The organism is Salinilacustrithrix flava, assembly GCF_041228405.1.
Classification (GTDB): Bacteria; Actinomycetota; Acidimicrobiia; order Acidimicrobiales; family Salinilacustritrichaceae; genus Salinilacustrithrix; species Salinilacustrithrix flava.
On record NZ_CP133888.1, the window covers coordinates 2,606,983 to 2,624,809 of the forward strand.

The 17,827-nt window shown below is 71.9% G+C and carries 18 protein-coding genes; 13 read left to right on the forward strand and 5 right to left on the reverse strand.

From position 1 onward, the window contains the following. Nucleotides 1–246 precede the first annotated feature (246 nt). Nucleotides 247–1,311 (reverse strand): glycosyltransferase family 4 protein, encoded by a 1,065-nt coding sequence (locus tag RGQ06_RS12860; protein ID WP_432428792.1) that lies wholly within the window; start codon nt 1,309–1,311, stop codon nt 247–249. 88 nt (nt 1,312–1,399) lie between these two features. Here RGQ06_RS12860 and RGQ06_RS12865 point away from each other — a divergent pair, with 88 nt between their 5' ends. Genes RGQ06_RS12865 through RGQ06_RS12885 form a run of 5 tightly spaced genes read left to right on the forward strand, consistent with a single transcriptional unit; the run spans nt 1,400 to nt 6,349 of the window. After that, nucleotides 1,400–2,344 (forward strand): GNAT family N-acetyltransferase, encoded by a 945-nt coding sequence (locus RGQ06_RS12865; protein ID WP_432428605.1) that lies wholly within the window; start codon nt 1,400–1,402, stop codon nt 2,342–2,344. 17 nt (nt 2,345–2,361) lie between these two features. Then, nucleotides 2,362–3,027, forward strand: coding sequence for a hypothetical protein (locus RGQ06_RS12870; protein WP_432428606.1), 666 nt, complete (start codon nt 2,362–2,364; stop codon nt 3,025–3,027). A gap of 51 nt (nt 3,028–3,078) precedes the next feature. Next, nucleotides 3,079–3,345 (forward strand): hypothetical protein, encoded by a 267-nt coding sequence (locus RGQ06_RS12875; RefSeq protein WP_432428607.1) that lies wholly within the window; start codon nt 3,079–3,081, stop codon nt 3,343–3,345. Beyond that, a complete protein-coding gene (locus RGQ06_RS12880; RefSeq protein WP_432428608.1) occupies nt 3,345–4,364 on the forward strand; it encodes a nucleotidyltransferase family protein in 1,020 nt (339 codons plus the stop codon). Before RGQ06_RS12875 ends, RGQ06_RS12880 begins: the two co-directional genes overlap by 1 nt. Nucleotides 4,365–4,405: 41 nt before the next feature. Then, nucleotides 4,406–6,349 (forward strand): prolyl oligopeptidase family serine peptidase, encoded by a 1,944-nt coding sequence (locus RGQ06_RS12885; protein WP_432428609.1) that lies wholly within the window; start codon nt 4,406–4,408, stop codon nt 6,347–6,349. Here RGQ06_RS12885 and RGQ06_RS12890 read toward each other — a convergent pair. Together RGQ06_RS12890 and RGQ06_RS12895 are read right to left on the reverse strand one after the other, a co-directional pair. After that, on the reverse strand, nt 6,333–7,316 hold the full coding sequence (locus RGQ06_RS12890) for an N-acetylmuramoyl-L-alanine amidase family protein (RefSeq protein WP_432428610.1): 984 nt from the start codon (nt 7,314–7,316) through the stop codon (nt 6,333–6,335). The two genes, RGQ06_RS12885 and RGQ06_RS12890, sit on opposite strands and share 17 nt — an antisense overlap. 45 nt (nt 7,317–7,361) lie before the next feature. Then, nucleotides 7,362–8,486 (reverse strand): glycosyltransferase family 4 protein, encoded by a 1,125-nt coding sequence (locus tag RGQ06_RS12895; RefSeq protein ID WP_432428611.1) that lies wholly within the window; start codon nt 8,484–8,486, stop codon nt 7,362–7,364. A 108-nt stretch (nt 8,487–8,594) separates the two neighbouring features. Here RGQ06_RS12895 and RGQ06_RS12900 point away from each other — a divergent pair, with 108 nt between their 5' ends. The 7 genes from RGQ06_RS12900 to serA all read left to right on the forward strand — a co-directional run bounded on the left by RGQ06_RS12900 (nt 8,595) and on the right by serA (nt 14,312). Beyond that, entirely contained in the window at nt 8,595–8,888 is a 294-nt protein-coding gene (locus RGQ06_RS12900; protein ID WP_432428612.1) for a hypothetical protein, read from the forward strand. Beyond that, nucleotides 8,888–9,703 carry a polysaccharide deacetylase family protein gene (locus RGQ06_RS12905; RefSeq protein ID WP_432428613.1) on the forward strand — a complete coding sequence of 272 codons (816 nt, stop codon included), beginning with the start codon at nt 8,888–8,890 and terminating at the stop codon, nt 9,701–9,703. The genes RGQ06_RS12900 and RGQ06_RS12905 overlap by 1 nt, the downstream gene beginning before the upstream one ends. Then, entirely contained in the window at nt 9,700–10,293 is a 594-nt protein-coding gene (locus tag RGQ06_RS12910; protein ID WP_432428614.1) for a sugar transferase, read from the forward strand. Before RGQ06_RS12905 ends, RGQ06_RS12910 begins: the two co-directional genes overlap by 4 nt. 143 nt (nt 10,294–10,436) lie before the next feature. Continuing rightward, a complete protein-coding gene (locus RGQ06_RS12915) occupies nt 10,437–10,769 on the forward strand; it encodes an STAS domain-containing protein (protein WP_432428615.1) in 333 nt (110 codons plus the stop codon). Next, the gene (locus tag RGQ06_RS12920) at nt 10,766–11,599 is read left to right on the forward strand and encodes a thioesterase family protein (protein WP_432428616.1); all 834 of its coding nucleotides are present in this window, start codon (nt 10,766–10,768) and stop codon (nt 11,597–11,599) included. The genes RGQ06_RS12915 and RGQ06_RS12920 overlap by 4 nt, the downstream gene beginning before the upstream one ends. Nucleotides 11,600–11,642: 43 nt before the next feature. After that, nucleotides 11,643–12,701 (forward strand): FkbM family methyltransferase, encoded by a 1,059-nt coding sequence (locus tag RGQ06_RS12925; protein WP_432428617.1) that lies wholly within the window; start codon nt 11,643–11,645, stop codon nt 12,699–12,701. Between the two features lie 45 nt (nt 12,702–12,746). After that, nucleotides 12,747–14,312, forward strand: coding sequence for a phosphoglycerate dehydrogenase (serA, locus tag RGQ06_RS12930; RefSeq protein ID WP_432428618.1), 1,566 nt, complete (start codon nt 12,747–12,749; stop codon nt 14,310–14,312). Nucleotides 14,313–14,316: 4 nt separating this feature from the next. Here the strand turns inward: serA and RGQ06_RS12935 are convergent, their stop codons facing one another. Together RGQ06_RS12935 and RGQ06_RS12940 are read right to left on the reverse strand one after the other, a co-directional pair. Continuing rightward, the gene (locus RGQ06_RS12935) at nt 14,317–14,811 is read right to left on the reverse strand and encodes a hypothetical protein (RefSeq protein WP_432428619.1); all 495 of its coding nucleotides are present in this window, start codon (nt 14,809–14,811) and stop codon (nt 14,317–14,319) included. Then, nucleotides 14,808–16,289, reverse strand: a complete 1,482-nt coding sequence (locus RGQ06_RS12940; protein ID WP_432428620.1) for an SDR family oxidoreductase — start codon at nt 16,287–16,289, stop codon at nt 14,808–14,810. Before RGQ06_RS12940 ends, RGQ06_RS12935 begins: the two co-directional genes overlap by 4 nt. Nucleotides 16,290–16,344: 55 nt before the next feature. On the opposite strand from RGQ06_RS12940, the gene RGQ06_RS12945 reads away from it, so the two are divergent. Then, complete coding sequence (locus RGQ06_RS12945) at nt 16,345–17,826, forward strand: M1 family metallopeptidase (RefSeq protein WP_432428621.1); 1,482 nt, start codon at nt 16,345–16,347, stop codon at nt 17,824–17,826. Nucleotide 17,827 lies beyond the last annotated feature (1 nt).

Sequence of the window (17,827 nt, forward strand, 5' to 3'; positions counted from 1 at the left end):
GAACACGACGTCCTTCGCGATCGCCGTGTACGCGCCGATGATCACACGAGCAGTGTCCCCGGGGTAGTAGTCGACGAAGGGCAGCGTCGGGTACGTGCGATGCCCCACGGTGAGGACACCGGCTCTGACCAGGGCGGCACTCGGGGGCGGCGGGGTGATGGCTGCGCCGAGGCGTCGACGAGTCCGCCGGAGCAGATACCGCAGCAGATCCCCCACGAGTCGAACCTATACAGCGGCGACTCGGGTCTACTCGCGGAGTCTCGCGATGCGTGCGGAGCGGGTGATCACACCGGCCCACTGAACGGCCACTGGTCCGATGTCGAATCGCTCCAGGCATCGGCGCCGTGCCGCAAGTCCTACCGACTGACCCGCGACGATCGCCTTGTCGGCGGCGGCCATGAGTTCGTCGTCGTCGCCCGGCGTAACGAGCCATCCGGTCTCGCCCTGTTCGATGACGGATGCCAAGCCGCCCACGTCGCTGGCCACCACCGGCAGGCCGCTCAGCCCCGCTTCGATGGCGACGGCGGGGACGCCCTCAGTGTCGCTCGGGACGATCAGGACATCTGCGGCGGCGAGGGCCTGGTGCGGCGTTGACGTCGGACCGAGGACCGAGACGTTCGCGAGGCCCGCCGCCTCATCACCGAGCTGGTCGCGCATCGGTCCGTCGCCGACCACCACCACGTGCAGCTCCGGCCGAGCCCGGGCGAGGGTGAGGGCGCGCTCGGGTCGCTTCTCGAGACTCAAGGCGCCGAGGAAGAGCACGACGGATGCGTCGCTCGGGAGACCGAGCTCCGCACGTGCCGTTCGTCGACCAAACTCGTCGATCATGGGGAAGGCGGCCGCGTCCACCGCGTTCGGGATCGTCGCGATCTCGCTGGTCACGCCCCGCGTTCGCAGCGTGTTGGCGGCCGAGGGGAAGAGGGCCACCACTGTGTCCGCGCGGTTGAGCAGCAGCGTCGTCTGGCGACGCTTGAGTCCGGATGACGACCAGTAGGCCGGGTCGCCGATGCTTCGGTACACGAAGGGCGTGATCCCCGCGCACGCGATGGCGCACGCCGGCAGGGCGGTGGATCCGTGGGCGATGACGACGTCGTGGGTCTTGGCCTGCTGACGCAACGGTCCGAGGCTCCGCCACCAGCGACCGGCGCCGAGGGGCTCCGCCGGGACGGTCGCGGTCGACGTGGACCGCGTGAGGCTGACGACCGTCGATTCCCAGCCGAGCTGCTCGAGCGCGGTCGCGAGGTCGATGGCGAAGACCTCGGCCCCCCGCCGGTCGTTCGAGGCGAGGACGTGGAGCACCCGTCGCCTCATCGGGCCGGTCGAGGTCTCGGACACGGTTCGGCAGCGTACGGGCCGACCATGCGAACGATGTCGGAGGGGTCCGGCCAAGATGGTGGCGATGAGCGGTCAATCCCGACCTGGCGAGGAGCTCGACGTGGCGCCGCTCGACGTCGCTTCGCACATCGAAGCCGTCGTCGCGCTCGGCGCCCGGTCGCTGCAGTGGGTCGGTGACGAGCGCGACCGGGCCTTCGTGCGCTGGAAGCACGTCGAGAACCCGTTCGGTGCATCGCCGGCCTGGGGCGCGTGGGAAGGCCGACGCCTCGTCGCCTTCCGCACCCTGCTGCAGTGGAGGCTCGGCCGCGACGGGCAAGACCTCCGCGTGGTCCGTGCCGTGGACACCGCCACCGATCCCGACCACCAGGGCCGGGGGCTGTTCCGACGGCTGACGACGCAGGCGGTCGAGGAGCTGACGGCCGACGGTGTCGACGCGGTGTTCAACACCCCGAACGACCAGAGCCGGCCCGGCTACCTGAAGATGGGATGGGTGGAGCTCGGCCGGCCGACCCTGCTGGTGCAGCCGTCGTCACCGACGGCGCTGGCCCGCATGCTGCGCGCCCGGGTGCCGGCGGCGCTGTGGTCGGAGCCGGTGACCTACGGCGAGGCCGCCGTCGACGTGGCCGATCAGCTGCGCCCCGCCGACATCGAGCAGTGGGCGACGCCACGCACCACCGAGCACCTCGCCTGGCGCTACGGGTTCGAGCCGCTCCACTACCGCGCCATCGAGGTCAAGGGCGGCCACGCCGTGTTCCGGGTCCGCCGGCGGGGACCGCTGCGCGAGGTCGCCATCGTCGACTGGCTGTCCGACCAGCCAGATCCGGCCGCGGTGTTCCGCCTGGTGCGGGCATGTGGTGACTACGCCGTGGCGATCGGGCTCGGCCCCCGGCACGGGTTCGTCCCGGTGCCGCGACAGGGTCCGATCGTCACGTGGCGGACGCTGGCCAACCCCGTGGTGCCGGCCTTCGGTGATGTCGGCTTCGCGCTCGGCGACCTCGAGCTGTTCTGACACCGTCCGGGGGATCGGTGCGATCGCAGCTCCGTCGGCTCGCACGAGCGATCCGCGCCGAACCGCTCCGGTCGATCGTCATCGTGGTCGTGCTCGTCGACGTCGCCCTGCTGCTCGTCCATCCGCTCTACTCGGCATCGGCGTCAGGCTTGCGCGGTGACCTGCGGCTGCGGCTGGACAAGGATCGCGGGTTCGCAGAGCTGTTCGGCGCACTGCAGCTGGTGGTGGCGGCGATCCTGCTGGTCGAGCGTTGGGTGCGGCGTCGGTCGTGGGTCGCCCTCGGGTGGGCGATCGCGCTCGTCGCCCTCGTCCTCGACGACCTGTTCGAGGGGCACGAGGAGTTCGGTCGTCAGTTCGACCTGTTCGACGCTGCCCTGGGAGCGGTCGATGCGAAGCGTGCCCGGGAGGTCGTCGCCATGGCGGTGCTGGGGATCGTGCTGCTGGCTGTCGTCGCGATCACCCACCACGCCTCGGGGCGGCCGGAGCGAGCCTGGTCCTTGACGATGGCGGGGGCAGCGAGCCTGCTCCTGACCGCGGCCGTCGGGCTGGACGTCGTGCACGATGAGGCGTCCGCGGGGACGTGGCTCAGCGGGCTCCTGACCATCGCCGAGGACGGAGGTGAGCTGCTCGCCATGACCGCGCTGTCCGTGACCGCGCTCGCATGGGCGCGGTCGACGACCTGATGACTGCGGCGTCTCCACCGCCCGGACACGTCGGCCATCATGGTGGGCGAGATGGTGTCGACGCAGGAGGGGACGGGTCCAGTGGTGGCGCAGGCGCCGCTCGTGTGGCGCTCGACGCTGCGGGGGGTGCTCGTCCTCGACGACGAGGCCCGACTCCTGCAAGGTCTGGGAGCAGCGGTCTGGATCGCGCTCGCTGACGGACCGCTCGCTCCCGACGACGTGCACCGCGACCTGCAGAGCTGGGGCATGGATGCCGATCGAGATCAGCTGGAAAGCGCGATCGCCGCCCTCGTCGATGCCGGCCTCCTCGTCTCGTGATGGACCCCACGACGGCCCTGCAGGGTTGCTGCCGCTGGGCGGTCGGCGCACAGCCCGTCCCCGGGCTCGAAGCGCTTCCCGACGATGAGTGGCACCGGCTCGTCAGGGAAGCCAGGACCGAGCGACTCATCGGGCTCTTGGCCGCCGCCGTTGGTGAGTGCACTGACCTCTCCGACGAGCGTCGCGAGCAGGTGAGCGTGATCGAGTCTGAGTGGGCGCTCCACACGTTGCGGGCCGAGCGGGCGATGTTGGAGGCGGTCGATCTCCTGGATCGCGCGGGGATACCGCAGCGCGTCCTGAAGGGGTCAGTCTTCGCCCACGCCTACTGGCCGGCGCCGCACCTGCGGGTGTTCGCCGATGCCGACGTGCTCGTGCCGTCCGAAGCGATGGACGACGCGGTTGCTGCCGTGATCGCCGGGGGCGGCACGCGCATCCTCCCGCAGGTGCGGCCCGGCTTCGACCGACGATTCGGGAAGTCGGTGACCCTGCGCAACGCCGACGGGATCGAGATCGACCTCCACCGCACGCTCGTCGCCGGACCGCACACCTTCCTGGTTCCCGAAGCCGACCTGTGGGTGGAACCGTCGACGGTGGAGGTGGCGGGCCGGCAGATCCCGGTCTTCCCGCCGCCGCTGCAGCTGGTGCACGCCGCCGCCCACGTGGTGGCGTCCGTCGTGCCGAGGGCCTCGAGCGTGCTCGATCTCGCCTTCACCGGTTCGCGGGCCGATCTCGACCAGGCGGCCGAGGTGGCCACTCGCTGGAAGCTCCGAGCAGTGGTCCGTGATGCAGGTGCACGCTTGGGGCGCCTGCTCGGCGCAGATGGGGGCGAGGTCGCCGCGTGGGCAACGGCCCTCGAGCCGTCGGCGGAGGAGGAACACCTGTTGACCCTGTTCACCGGCCAGCGCTCGTTCCGGCGCAGCGCACTGGCCGCGGTGCCGTACATCCCGCGCCGTCGAGACAAGGCCCGGTTCCTCGGGTCGCTGGCGTTCCCGTCGAAAGCGCACCGTCGAGCGCGCTGAGACCCGTTCGAGCGGTCAGGGCGTACCGGTACGTTGGCCGCATGCCTCACTCCACCATCCCGCACGGTGAATGGCCGTCCCCGATCACCCCGGACCTGGTGGTCGCCGCATCGGTGTCGCTCGGCGAGGTCCTGCTGGACGGGCCTGATGTGTGCTGGAGCGAGCTGCGGCCCGCCGAGGGCGGGCGGGTACAGGTCGTCCGGCGCACATCCGATGGCGCGAACCACGACCTGCTGCCCGAGGGGTTCAGCGCCCGGACCCGCGTCCACGAGTACGGCGGCGGCGCCTGGCTGGTGGACGACGGCCGGCTGTACTTCACCAACTGGACCGACCAGCGCCTGCACCGGCTCGCGGTCGACGACGCTGGCGGCACGCCCGAGCCGATCACGCCCGAGCCGCCGACCCCGGCCGCGTACCGGTACGCCGACATGCGGGTGCTCGACGGCTTCGTCATCTGCGTGATGGAGCGCCACGACACCGGTGGCGAGGCAGCGAACGAGATCGTCGCTGTTCCGGTGGACGGCTCCGGCCCACCCCAGGTCCTCGTGACGGGTCCGGACTTCGTGGCCAACCCGCGTCTGTCGCCGAGCGGCATGCAGCTGGTGTGGATCCAGTGGGACCACCCGAACATGCCGTGGGACTCCACCGAGCTCTGCGCGGCGGCGATCGAGGTCGTCGACGGCACGGTTCGGATCGGGGAGACCCAGGTCGTCGCCGGTGGGCCGGGCGAGTCGGTGATCCAGCCGGTCTTCCGCGCCGACGGCGAGCTGCACTTCCTGTCCGATCGGACGGACTGGTGGAACGCGTACGCCGTCACCGAGGCCGCCATCGTCGAGCGCACGCAGCTCGAAGCCGAGATCGGCACGCCCCAGTGGGTGTTCGGCATGGCCCGGTACGGCTTCCTGGCCGATGGGCGGATGGTGCTCGCCTACGCCAGCGATGGCCTCGATCGACTGGCCGTGCTCGGCCTCGACGGGTCGGTCACGGACCTGGACCTGCCGTACACCGAGATCGCGTCGGTCGCCGTTCGGCAGACGTCGGTCGTGTTCGTCGGTGCCGGCTTCGACCGGGAGGCGGTCGTGGTCGAGGTGCCGATCGAGGGTGATGTGAACGCCCCGGTGGCCGGCGAGCCAACGGTGCTGCGTGAGGCGCGCGACCTCGGGCTCGATCCGGCGTGGTTCTCGGTGGCCGAGTCGGTGTCGTTCCCCTCCGGGTCGGCCGGCGAGCGGACCGCCCACGCCCTCTACTACCCGCCGAGCAACCCGGACGTCGAGCCACCCGAAGGGGAAGCGCCGCCCCTGCTGGTGCTGATCCACGGCGGCCCGACGGCCATGGCCCGGGGTCGACTCGACCTGGCCAAGCAGTACTGGACGAGCCGGGGCTTCGCCCTCGTCGACGTGAACTACGGCGGCTCCACCGGCTACGGCCGTCCGTACCGGGAGCTGCTCCAGGGCAGATGGGGCATCGTCGACGTCGAGGACTGCATCTCCGCTGCCACCCACCTGGCCGAGCAGGGCCTGGCCGATCCGGAGCGCCTCTGCATCCGGGGCGGTTCGGCGGGCGGGTTCACCGTGCTCGCTGCGCTGGTCCAGTCCGACGTGTTCGCTGCCGGCGCGTCGTCCTACGGCGTCGCTGACCTGACCGCGCTGGCCGAGGAGACCCACAAGTTCGAGTCCCGCTACCTCGACGGCCTGGTCGGCCCGTACCCGGAGGCCAAGTCGGTCTACGAGGAGCGGTCGCCCATCAACCACGTCGACCAGCTCGACTCGCCGCTCATCGTGTTCCAGGGCCTGGAGGACGAGATCGTCCCCCCGAACCAGTCCGAGATGGTGGTGGAGGCGCTGCAGGCCAAGGGCGTCACCGTCGAGTACCACCCCTTCGAGGGGGAGCAGCACGGCTTCCGGAAGTCCGAGACGGTCATCGCCGTCCTCGAGGCGGAGCTGGCCTTCTACGGCCGGGTGCTGGGGTTCACGCCGGCGTCCTGAGCAGCTCCGGGTCCTCGCAGCCGGCCGACCCGCCACCACCGCCGGCGGACTCGGTGGCCTGCAGCGGCGGCAGGTAGCCGCTGCCGGCGTAGGGGGACTCGAGCCAGGCGACGATCGCATCGGTGATCGCCTGGGCCTCGGCCTGGCGCACGTCGTCACGGAGCAACAGCGACGCCTCCGGCTCGTGGGACATGTACATCGCTTCGGCCAGCACCGCCGGCACGCCCTCCGAGCCGCGCAGGACGCCGTAGAAGTCGCCGCCGTCCTCGCCCAACCGGGACCGCACGCCGGTGGCGTTGCCGCCGGACCAGGTGTCGGAGAAGGGGGCCATCGCCTCCTGCAGCTGTTCGAACAGGACGCCGGCGAACCGGGCCGACTCCGGTGTCTGGTGCTGGTGGTACACCTGCACGCCCGGCCGGTCGGCGGTGCGGGTGGGGCCGCCGTTGTGGTGGATCGAGATGAACAGCAGCGGCGCGAGCCCCTGGGCGATGGCGGCGCGGGTCTCGAGGGTGACCCGGGTGTCGTCGTTCCGGGTGAGCGCGACCGTGGCGCCTTCCTCCTCGAGGAGGGCCTTCGCCTTGAGGGCCACGTCGAGGTTCAGCTCGGCCTCGACGACGCCGCTCGGGCCGATGGCGCCGGTCTCCCGTCCACCGTGACCGGGATCGATCACGACGTGGGCGCCGGTGAGCCGCTCGCCGTCGACGGTCGCGGTGTTGGCGCACGGGGTCAGGACGGTCCAGGCGCCGTCGCTGCCACCGGTGATCGGCAGCACGAGCCCCTCGAGGAGCACGGCGCCGGCGCCCGAGGTCGGGACCGGCCCGAAGACCGACGGCTCGGTGGTGTCCGTCGTGTCGGGGACCACGGCGATGTCGTCCTCGACGGAGCGACCGAAGATCGCCCATGCCAGCGCGATCAGGACGAGCGAAGCGAGCGCGAGGCGCGCGAGGGGAGGGAGGCGGGCGAACATGGTCGCATGAGTCGTACCCAGCCAGGGGCCGGATGAGTTGGCGGGTCAGGGACCGGCGTAGGTGGCAAGGGTGCGGTCGATGACCGCCTGCTGGTCGAAGTCCGCCTTCGCCTTGGCCAACGCAGCCTCCGACATCGATGCCCGCAGGTCGGGGTCGTCGAGGAGCCGCTCGATGTTGGCCTGCAAGGCAGCAGCGCTGCGGACCGGGCCGAGGAGGCCGGTGGTGCCGTGGTCGACGACCTGGCGGCAGCCCCGGATGTCGCAGGCGACGATGGGCAACCCGGTGGCGGCGGCCTCCATGGCCGAGCGGGGGAAGCCCTCTCGGTGGCTGGCCAGCACGTAGACGTCGAAGGCCTGGTAGAGGCGCTCGGGGTCGTCTCGGTGGCCGAGGAAGCGGACGCCGGCGGCCTCCGCGGCATCGACGTCGGCGCGGGAGAGGGGGTCGCCCTTGTCGGGGTCGAACGGGCCGGCGACCACGAAGGTGACGTCGTCCCGGGTGCCGAGGATGGTGCGGGCGGCGTCGAGGAGCTCGGCGTAGCCCTTCTCCCACACGAGCCGCCCGACCGCGCCGACCACGATCGTGCCGTCGTCGATGCCGAGCTCGGTGCGGACCTCGGCACGGAGGGTGGGATCGGGGCGGAAGCGGTCGAGGTCGATGCCGTTGCCGAGCACCTGCAGCTTGCGGCCCGGCACCCGGAGTCGCAGCAATGTGGCGACATCCTCCTCGTTCTGGACCAGCTCGGCGTGAGAGAACGCGGCGGCGACGCGCTCGAGGGCGTAGACGGGCAGCTTGCGGGCCCAGCGGTCCTGGGGCTGGGCGTAGAGCCCGTGCTGGGTGTTGACCACGAGCGGCACCCGGGCGAGGCGGGCGGCGATGCGGCCGTAGACGCCGGGCTTGGGGTTGTGGGTGTGGACGACGTCGGGGCGCAGCCGCCGGAACAGGCGGTACAGCTCGAGCAGTGCTCTCAGGTCTTCGAGCGGGGCGGTGGCCCGGGTGGCGTGCTCGAGCGGGTGGTGGACGATGCCGTCGGCCTCGAGGGCAGCGACGTACGGGCCGGGGGCCGATGCGGTGTGCACCTCGTAGCCCGCGTCCTGGAACGCCCGCAGCTGCGGCCCGAGGAGCAGCTCCAGGCTGATGTCGGTGGTGGTGACGTGGAGGAGCCTCGGCATCGGCGTCGGAGCGTAGGTGTCAGAGGTCGTCCGTAGGTTCGGTGCCAGCGCCACGGTGCACTCGAGCGGATCGACGCTCCTTCGGAGGAATACCCTGGAGATGGTGACGTGGCGATCAGCGAGCACGACCGGTACGAGCTGCACAAGTGGCTCATCGACCACGCCGGTGAACAGGTGGCAGAAACGATGATGGCGCACCTGCCTCCCACGGGGTGGGCCGACGTCGCGACGAAGCGGGACCTGGAGCTCCTCGCAGCGACCCTGCGCGGCGAGATGCACGAGCTGCGGGGTGAGATGCACCTGATGCGGGCCGACTTCAACGAGAAGCTTCGGGGCCACCTGACCGTCATCGTCGGCCTGAACATCTCATTGGCCGGCGCTGTGGTCGCCTTCCTGCGCTGATGGGCAAGGCCGCTGCGGCCCTCAAGCGGGCCACGGTCCTGCAGGACCGGGTGCGTCCCGCCCCGGCCGGCGTCACGATCCTCATCTACCACCGCGTCGGTGCCCGCACGCCGATGAGCGTGGACCTGCCGACGTCGCTGTTCGACGAGCAGATGGCGTTCCTGGCCGAGCGCTGCCGGGTGCTGTCCCTGACCGACGCGGCCGAGCTGCTGGAGGCGGGGGAGCAGCCGCCCGACCATCGGCCCCACGTGGTGGTCACCTTCGACGACGGCACGGCGGACTTCGTGGAGGAGGCGCTGCCCGTCCTCGAGCGCCACGGCGTGCCCGCCACCTACTACCTGGCCACCCAGTTCATCGACCGCCAGCTGCCGTTCCCCGACGACGGTGTCGCGCTGACGTGGGACGCCGCGAAGGAGATGGTCGCGTCCGGTCTGGTCGACATCGGCTCCCACACCCACACGCACGCCCTGCTCGACCGCATCCCACCGACCGAGGCCGCCCACGAGCTGGACCGGTCGATCGCCGTCATCGAGACGCACCTCGGCGTCACGCCCGAGCACTTCGCCTACCCCAAGGCGTTGCTCGGATCACCGCAGAACGAGTTCGAGGTCCGCAGGCGGTTCCGCACCGCCACCATCGGCCGGACCCGGCCGAACCCCTGGGTGGGGTCGGACCTCCACCGCCTAACGCGGTCGCCGATCCAGGTGTCCGACGGCATGGACTACTTCGAGCGCAAGGTCCGGGGCGGCATGCGCCTCGAGAACGACGTGCGCGACCTGGTGAACCGCTGGCGGTACCGGGGCGCATCCAGTTGAAGCGGGCCTTCGACGTCGTCGTCGCTGGTGCCGCGCTCGTCGTGCTCTCGCCGGTGCTCGCCGTCGTCGCCGTGCTGGTCCGGCTGCGACTCGGGTCGCCCGTGCTGTTCCGCCAGGAGCGGGCCGGCCTCGGGGGCGCGCCGTTCGTGCTCACCAAGCTCCGCACCATGACCGACGAGCGGGGCCCCGACGGCGAGCTGCTGCCCGACGAGGAACGTCTACCGGCCTTCGGGTCGTTCCTGCGGTCGACGTCGCTGGACGAGCTGCCCGAGCTGGTGCACGTGCTGCGAGGGGAGATGAGCCTGGTCGGCCCCCGCCCGCTGCCGACCAAGTACCTGCCCCGCTACTCGCCCCGCCAGGCCCGTCGCCACGAGGTCCGCCCCGGCATCACCGGCTGGGCCCAGGTGAACGGCCGCAACGCCGCCGGGTGGGCCGAGCGCCTCGAGATGGACGTCTGGTACGTCGAGAACCGCAGCATGCTGCTCGACCTGAAGATCCTCTGGCGCACGCTCCGGGTCGTCGTGTCCCGGGAGGGCGTGGCCGAGGACGGCGCAGCGACCATGACCGAGTTCCTCGGGACGGACGAGTAGCCGAGTCGTTCCGCCACCGCTGCCGGTTTCCGGGCCAGGTTGCGCCTGTGTTGCAGGTTGGTGGCAACGGGATCGATCCGGTCAGCGCGCACGTCAGAGGGGGTAGCGACCACCGCAGGTCGATCGCCCGAAGGGGGTGCACGATGGTCATCACGGACACGGTGAGCAGGCTCGGCTACGGCCAGACCAGGGTCACGCTGGAGCCACGAGGTGAGATCGACGCCGGCAGCGTCGACGAGCTGGCCGAGATGGTGCGCGAGGCCCTGTGCAGCGGCGCCCACGAGGTCGACGTCGACCTGCGAGACGTGCCGTTCATGGACACCACGGCGCTCAAGGTCCTCGAGCAGGCCCGGGAGGTGCTCGGCGCCAACGGCGGGTACCTGTGCCTGCGCAACCCCACCCCCCAGGTGCGCCAGCTGCTCCGGCTCACCGCGTTCTGCCCCGGCCCGCCCGGTGACGTAGACCTCACCAGGTGAGCTTCGCCGCCGACACCGCCGTCACCCGGCTCGCCCCCCACGAGGGGACCGTGCGCTTCGCCGGCGAGGTCCATGACGGCTGGGACATCGGTGGTAACGCCAACGGCGGCTACCTGCTCGCCATCGCGGCCCGGGCCATGCGCGACGCCAGCGGCCGACCCGACCCGGTCAGCGTCACCGCCCACTACCTGCGCCCCGGCAAGCCCGGCCCGGTGTCGGTCGAGGTGCAGCCGGTGAAGGAGGGCAAGACCTTCGCCTCGGTGCGGGCCAACCTGCTCGGCGCCGACGGTCGGCCACTGCTCAGCCTGCTCGGCACGTTCGGGACGCTCAGCAGCACGCTCGACGCCTCCGAGCACCACGAGCTGGTCGATGCCGCCCCACCCGAGATGCCCAGCTTCGAGGAGTGCAAGCCCCGCCAGCACGCCGCCGAGCTGGCCCCGGCGTTCATGGACAAGGTCGACCTGCGCCTGCACCCCGACGACTCGGTGTTCTCCTCCGGCCAGAAGTCGGGGGAGGCTCGGATGCGGGGCTGGTTCGCCTGGCCCGAGGGAGCTGACGGCGAGCGGGAGGAGGTCGACACCATCGGCCTGCTCCAGGCGACCGACGCCTTCCCGCCCACCATCTTCAACGTCGAGCTGCCCGTCGGCTGGGTGCCGACGGTGGAGCTCACCACCCACGTCCGGGCCCGACCGGCCCCCGGCCCGCTGCGCTGTGAGTTCACCACCCGGTTCGTGACCGGCGGCTTCCTCGAGGAGGACGGCGAGGTGTGGGACGCCACCGGCCGCCTCGTCGCCCAGTCCCGCCAGCTCGCCCTCGTGCCGCGAGGCTGATCCGTCCTGGCAGTCCGCTCGTCGCACGTACGCTGACCGGCCCATGCCCGACCTCCGCCACGCCGTCCGTCACCCGCGTGCGACGATCCGCGAGGCGAAGCGCCGCCTGCTGACGCCGATCGAGGACCGCAGCCCGGCTCCGCAGCCGGCCCCGTCGGGCACCGAGGTGCTCCAGGCGGTCGGCGCCCAGCTCGACACCGCCGGCCGGGTGGCGCTCACCGTCTCGTGCCGCGACGCCGACGTCCTCCCCAAGGTCGATGGCGCCGGCCGGGTCTTCGAGAGCCCCCACGGCCCGGTCCAGCGCATGCACAACGGCGTCGACGTCCCCCACCTCGGCTACTTCGGCGACTGGATGGCCGAGATCATCGAGACCCTCCACGGCCACCACGAGCCCCAGGAGGAGCTGGTGTTCGCCCGGATCCTCGAGCGGATCCACCGCCCCGATCCGGTGATGATCGAGCTCGGTTGCTTCTGGGCCTACTACTCGACCTGGTTCCTGCAGGACTTCCCCGGCGGCACCGCCGTGGCGTGCGAGCCCGACCCGGAGCACCTCGACGTCGGCCGCCAGACCGCAGCCATCAACGGCGTCGCCATCCGCTTCGAGCAGGCCGCCGGCGGTGCGTCGGACGACGAGGTCCTCGAGCTGCCGTCGTGGAACCACCCGGGCACGGTCCACCACGTGCCGGTGCGGTCGGTGCCGACGCTGGTGACCGATCACGACCTCGACCTGGTCGACGTCCTCCACCTCGACATCCAGGGCGCCGAGCTCGACGTGCTCGAGTCGTGCCGCCAGCTGATCGCCGACGGGCGCATCCGTTTCGTGGTCGTGTCGACCCACCACCACACGATCTCGGGCGACCCCCAGACCCACCAGCGCTGCATCGACCTCGTGCGCGACCTCGGCGGCCACGTCATCGCCGAGCACACCGTCCTGGAGAGCTTCTCCGGCGACGGCCTCCTCGTGGCCTCCTTCGACGACGCCGACCGGGACTTCCGCATCGAGCTCAGCCGAGCCCGCACCACCGATGCGCTGTTCCCCTCCGGCGAGCAGGAGCTCGAGCGCTTCCGCCTCGCCTACGAGGAGCTCCGCAGCAGATCCTGAGGGCCGTTTCCGGATGGCCGGGGTCACCCGCGAGACTCGGCGGCGATGGCACGCATCCTCGTCACCGAAGAGATCGCCGACAACGGGCTCCAGAAGCTCCGTGATGCCGGCCACGACGTCGACATCCAGCTGGGGCTGTCCCCGGAGGAGCTGCTCGGCGCGGTGAAGGGCGCCCACGCCCTGATCATCCGCTCGGCGACGACGGTGACCCGTGAGGTCCTCGAGGCCGGCACCGACCTGGTCGTGGTCGGCCGGGCCGGCATCGGGCTCGACAACGTCGACACCGAGGCCGCCACCGAGCGCGGCGTCATGGTCGTCAACGCTCCGCAGTCCAACACGCTCTCCACCGCCGAGCACACCATGGCGATGCTGCTGGCCCAGGCCCGCAACATCCCCCAGGCCAGCGCCGCGCTGAAGGCCGGTCGCTGGGAGCGCAGCAAGTGGACCGGCGTGGAGCTGGCCGACAAGACCCTCGGCATCATCGGCTTCGGCCGCATCGGAACCCTGGTCGCGCAGCGGGCCAACGCCTTCGGCATGAAGGTCATCGCCTACGACCCCTACGTCACCGATGAGCGGGCCCGCCGGGTGGGCGTGGAGGTCGTCGACCTCGACACCCTGGCCGCCCGCTCCGACTTCATCACGCTGCACCTGGTGAAGACGCCCGAGACGGTGAACCTGCTGAACGCCGACTTCTTCGCCAAGGCCAAGACCGGCATCCGGGTCGTGAACGTGGCCCGCGGCGGTGTGATCGACGAGGACGCCCTCGCCGATGCGATCCGCTCCGGACAGGTCGGGGGCGCCTCCATCGACGTGTTCGCCTCCGAGCCCACCACCGAGTCGCCGCTGTTCGAGCTGGACCAGGTCGTCGTCACCCCCCACCTCGGTGCCTCCACCCACGAGGCCCAGGACAAGGCCGGCGTGACCATCGCCGAGATGGTCGGCCTGGCCATGGCCGGCGACTTCGTCCCCTACGCCGTGAACGTCGCCGCCGCCGAGGCCTCCGAGACGATCAAGCCGTTCCTGCCCCTGGCCGAGCGCATGGGCGCCATGTTCACCGCCATGAGCGAGGGCGTGCCCGAGGTGCTCGAGATCTCCTACGCCGGCGAGATCGCCGACTACGACACCCGCATCCTCACCCTCTCGGTGCTCAAGGGCGCCTTCGGCAAGGTGTCAGAGGAGCCGGTGAGCTACGTGAACGCGCCGATGCTGGCCAAGGAGCGCGGCGTCGAGGTGCGCGACACGACCTCGTCGACGTCACACGACTACGTCAACCTCATCACGATCAGCGGCGGTCACCACTCGATCGGCGGCTCCGTCGTCGGCGCCCGCCAGGAGCCGGCCATCGTGGCCATCGACGACCACACCGTCGACGTGCCCCCGGCCGAGCACATGCTCATCGTCCGCAACGACGACCGTCCCGGCATGATCGCCACCGTCGCCCAGGCCCTCGCCGATGCCGGCGTCAACATCGACGACATGCACCTCGGCCGCTCCACCCAGAGCGGCGACGCCTCCCTCATGGTCCTGGCCACGTCGCCCGCCGTGCCCCGCGAGGTCGCCGACGCGCTCCGCACGACCGACGGGATCTCCACCGTCCACGTCCTGTCGTAGTTCCCTAGCGCTTGGCGGCTCGCAGGCCGTCGGCCTCGGCTGCGGTCTCGTCGACGTAGCAGCGGTCCGGTGTGGTGCGGTCGTAGTTGAGCTGGCCGGGGCAGTGGAAGATCTTCGAGCTCATCTTCGCCTTGATCGGGTAGCCGTCCGGGCACTCGCCGTCGTCGGTGGGCTCGGTCCACGACGCGCCCTGGGTGGGCGTGGCGGCGACGGGGACGCCGTCGGGCTCGGGGACGCGGACGGTGGCCTCGTCGGTGGATTCGGGCCTGGGGCTGGCGACGTCGTCGGCCATCGGCGCCTCGGCGGCGGGGTCCGGCGTGTTCGGTGCCGGTGCGGCGTCGGGCGTGGGGGCGGCGTCGGCACGCAGCGGGGGCCACGGCTCGGACGGGCTGGCCGCGGGCGTGGGCAGCGGATCGCTCGGGCGGCGCATCGACTTCACGGCGGAGACGACCGCGGCCAGGGCGGCGGCGAGGAAGGCGAACCGGACGAAGCGCTTCATCGGGCGGACCCTACCGACCCCTCCGCCGCTCCGGCCCGCCGAGCGATGTCGGCGGCCAGCTTGCCGAAGATCAGGCCGTGGAACGGGAGGACGACGTACCAGTAGAGGCGCCCGAACAGGCCACGGGGCACGAACAGCGCCCGCTGGCGCAGCAGCGACCGGCCGGGGCCCTCGTCCTCGACCACCCACTCCATCCACGCCTCGCCGGGCAGGCGCATCTCGGCTCGCAGGCGGAGCAGGCGGGGAGGCTCGTAGGCCTCGACCCGCCAGAAGTCGAGGGCGTCACCGACCCGCAGGTGGTCGGGGTGACGGCGACCGCGCCGCATGCCCGGACCGCCGACGAGCTTGTCGGCGATGCCCCGCAGGGTCCACAGGACGTCGGCGACGAACCAGCCCCGGTCGCCCCCGATGCCGGCGGCCACGGCGAACACGGCCTCGGCCGGGGCGTCGGCGGTCGCCGTCTGCTCGTCGATGAAGACCGTGCCGCCGGACCAGTCCGGGTCGGAGGGGAGAGGGTCGGCGGGGGTCTGGCCGGGCAGCGACGCATCCGACCAGCGGGTGCGCACGTCGACGTCCTCGACCCGGCGCAGCGCCAGCTCCAGCGACTCCCGGAACGACACCGCCGGCCGGTCGGCGAACAGGTCGATGCTGTGGTCGTGGACGACGACCTCGTTCACCAGGCTCTCGACCAGCGGTCGGGCCAGGCCGCCGGGCAGCGGGGTGACCAGGCCGACCCAGCGGCTGGAGAGGCTGGGCGACAGCACCGGCACCGGCACGATCCACCGCTTCCGCAGGCCGGCGACCTCGGCGTAGGTGTGCATCATCTCCCGGTAGGTGAGCACCTCGGGCCCGCCGACCTCGATGGTGCGGCCGAGGGTGTCGGGCCGGTCGAGCACGGTGATCAGGGCGTGGAGGATGTCGCGGATCGCGATGGGCTGGACCTTGGTGTCCACCCAGCGGGGCGTGACCATGGCCGGCAGCACCTCGACCAGGTTGCGCAGCATCTCGAAGCTGGCCGAGCCCGACCCGATGATGACGGCGGCACGCAGCTCGGTGACCGGCACCCGGCCGACCCGGAGGGTGTCACCGACCTCGTGGCGGCTGGCGAGGTGGGGGGAGAGGTCCTCGCCCTCCTCGCCGAGTCCGCCCAGGTAGACGATGCGCTCCATGGTGGGCGTGTCGGCGGCGGCCTCGGCGAACAGCCGGGCGTTGCGCCGGTCGGTGGCGGCGAAGTCGTCGGACCCGCCCATCGAGTGCACGAGGAAGTACGCAGCGGCGCACCCCTCCATGGCCTCGCGCACGGCGCCGTCGTCCTCGAGCGACCCCTCCACGACGGTGACCCGCTCGGCCCAGTCGATGCCGCGCAGCTTCGTGGGCGTGCGGACCAGGCAGCGCACCTCGTGGCCGGCTTCGAGCAGGGCAGGGACCAACCGGCCACCGATGTAGCCGGTGGCGCCGGTGACGAGGACGGTGGACACGCGCTCTGTGTAGCGCGGCGCGGCCCGGATGCGACGTCGTGGGAGGATGCGGTCCGTGCCCGCCGCACCGCTGCCAGCCCGGCTCGGCCGGCTCCTGCTCCTCGGCGCCCTCGCCGCCGGCCTGGTGTCGTGCCGCGCCAGCGACGTCGCGCTCGATGCGCCGACCGCGACCACGGCGCCGGCGGAGACCACCACGACGACGACCACGGCGCCGGCCGCGACCGGGGTGGCCGGTGACCCGGGGGTGGGCGACCCCTACTTCCCCGAGCTCGGCAACGGCGGCTACGACGTCGCCCGCTACCACATCGACCTCGAGTGGCTGCCCGACGAGGGGGCGATCGACGCGGTCACCACCATCGAGCTGACGCCCACGGTCGACCTCGACACCTTCAACCTCGACCTCGTCGGTCTCGACGTGTCGTCGGTGACGGTGGACGGGGAACCGTCCCCGATCACCCGGGCCGGGCGGGAGCTCGCCATCGACCCCGACGCGGTGCTGATCGCCGGCGAGGCGACCGAGGTCGTGGTCACCTACCGCGGCGTCCCGCAGCCGATCTCCCTCGGCAGCGACGTCTTCGGCGCCGGCTGGCAGACCGACGGCCGGGAGGCCTACGTCGTGTCCGAGCCCGCCGGTGCGGCCACGTGGTACCCGGCCAACGACCACCCCACGGACAAGGCCCTCTTCACCTTCGAGCTCACCGTCCCGGCCGACCAGGTCGCGGTGGCCAACGGCGTGCTGGTCGACGAGCGAACCGAACCCGACGGCCGGCGCACGTGGATCTGGCGGGCGGCGGACCCGATGGCCACCTACCTGGCCTCGATCGTGGTGGGTGACCTGGTGATCGAGCGCACCACGGCACCGACCGGGCTGCCCCTGCGCGACGCCTACCCGCCGGAGCACGCCGCCGGCGCGCAGGAGCTGTTCGGGCGCACCGGCGAGATGGTGGCCACGTTCGAGGAGTGGTTCGGCCCGTACCCGTTCGAGGTGTACGGCCACGTGGTGGTCGACGAGGCGCTCGGCTTCGCGCTCGAGAACCAGACGCTGTCGCTCTTCGGCACCGACCTGCTCGGCGCGGGCGGCGCCGGCGAGCGGACCGTGGCCCACGAGCTGGCGCACCAGTGGTACGGCAACGCGGTGAGCCCGGCGTCGTGGCGCGACATCTGGCTCAACGAGGGCTTCGCCACCTACGCCGAGTGGATCTGGCTCCAGGAGGCCTACGGCCAACCCATCGAGCGGTCGGCCGAGCGGGCCCACGCGGGCGCCGACTACGGCGTGGCCCCCGGCGACCCGGGCAACGAGGAGCTGTTCCAGCCCACCGTGTACATCCGGGGCGGCCTGGCGCTGCACGCCCTCTCCGTCGCCATGGGGGACGAGGCGTTCCGCGCCCTGCTGCGGGAGTGGCCCCAGCGCTTCCACGACCAGGCCGCGTCGACCGAGGACCTGCGCGCCCTGGCCGAGGAGCTGTCGGGCCAGGACCTGGCACCGGTGTTCGACGCCTGGGTCCACGGCACCGAGCTGCCCCCGTTCCCGGGCTGAA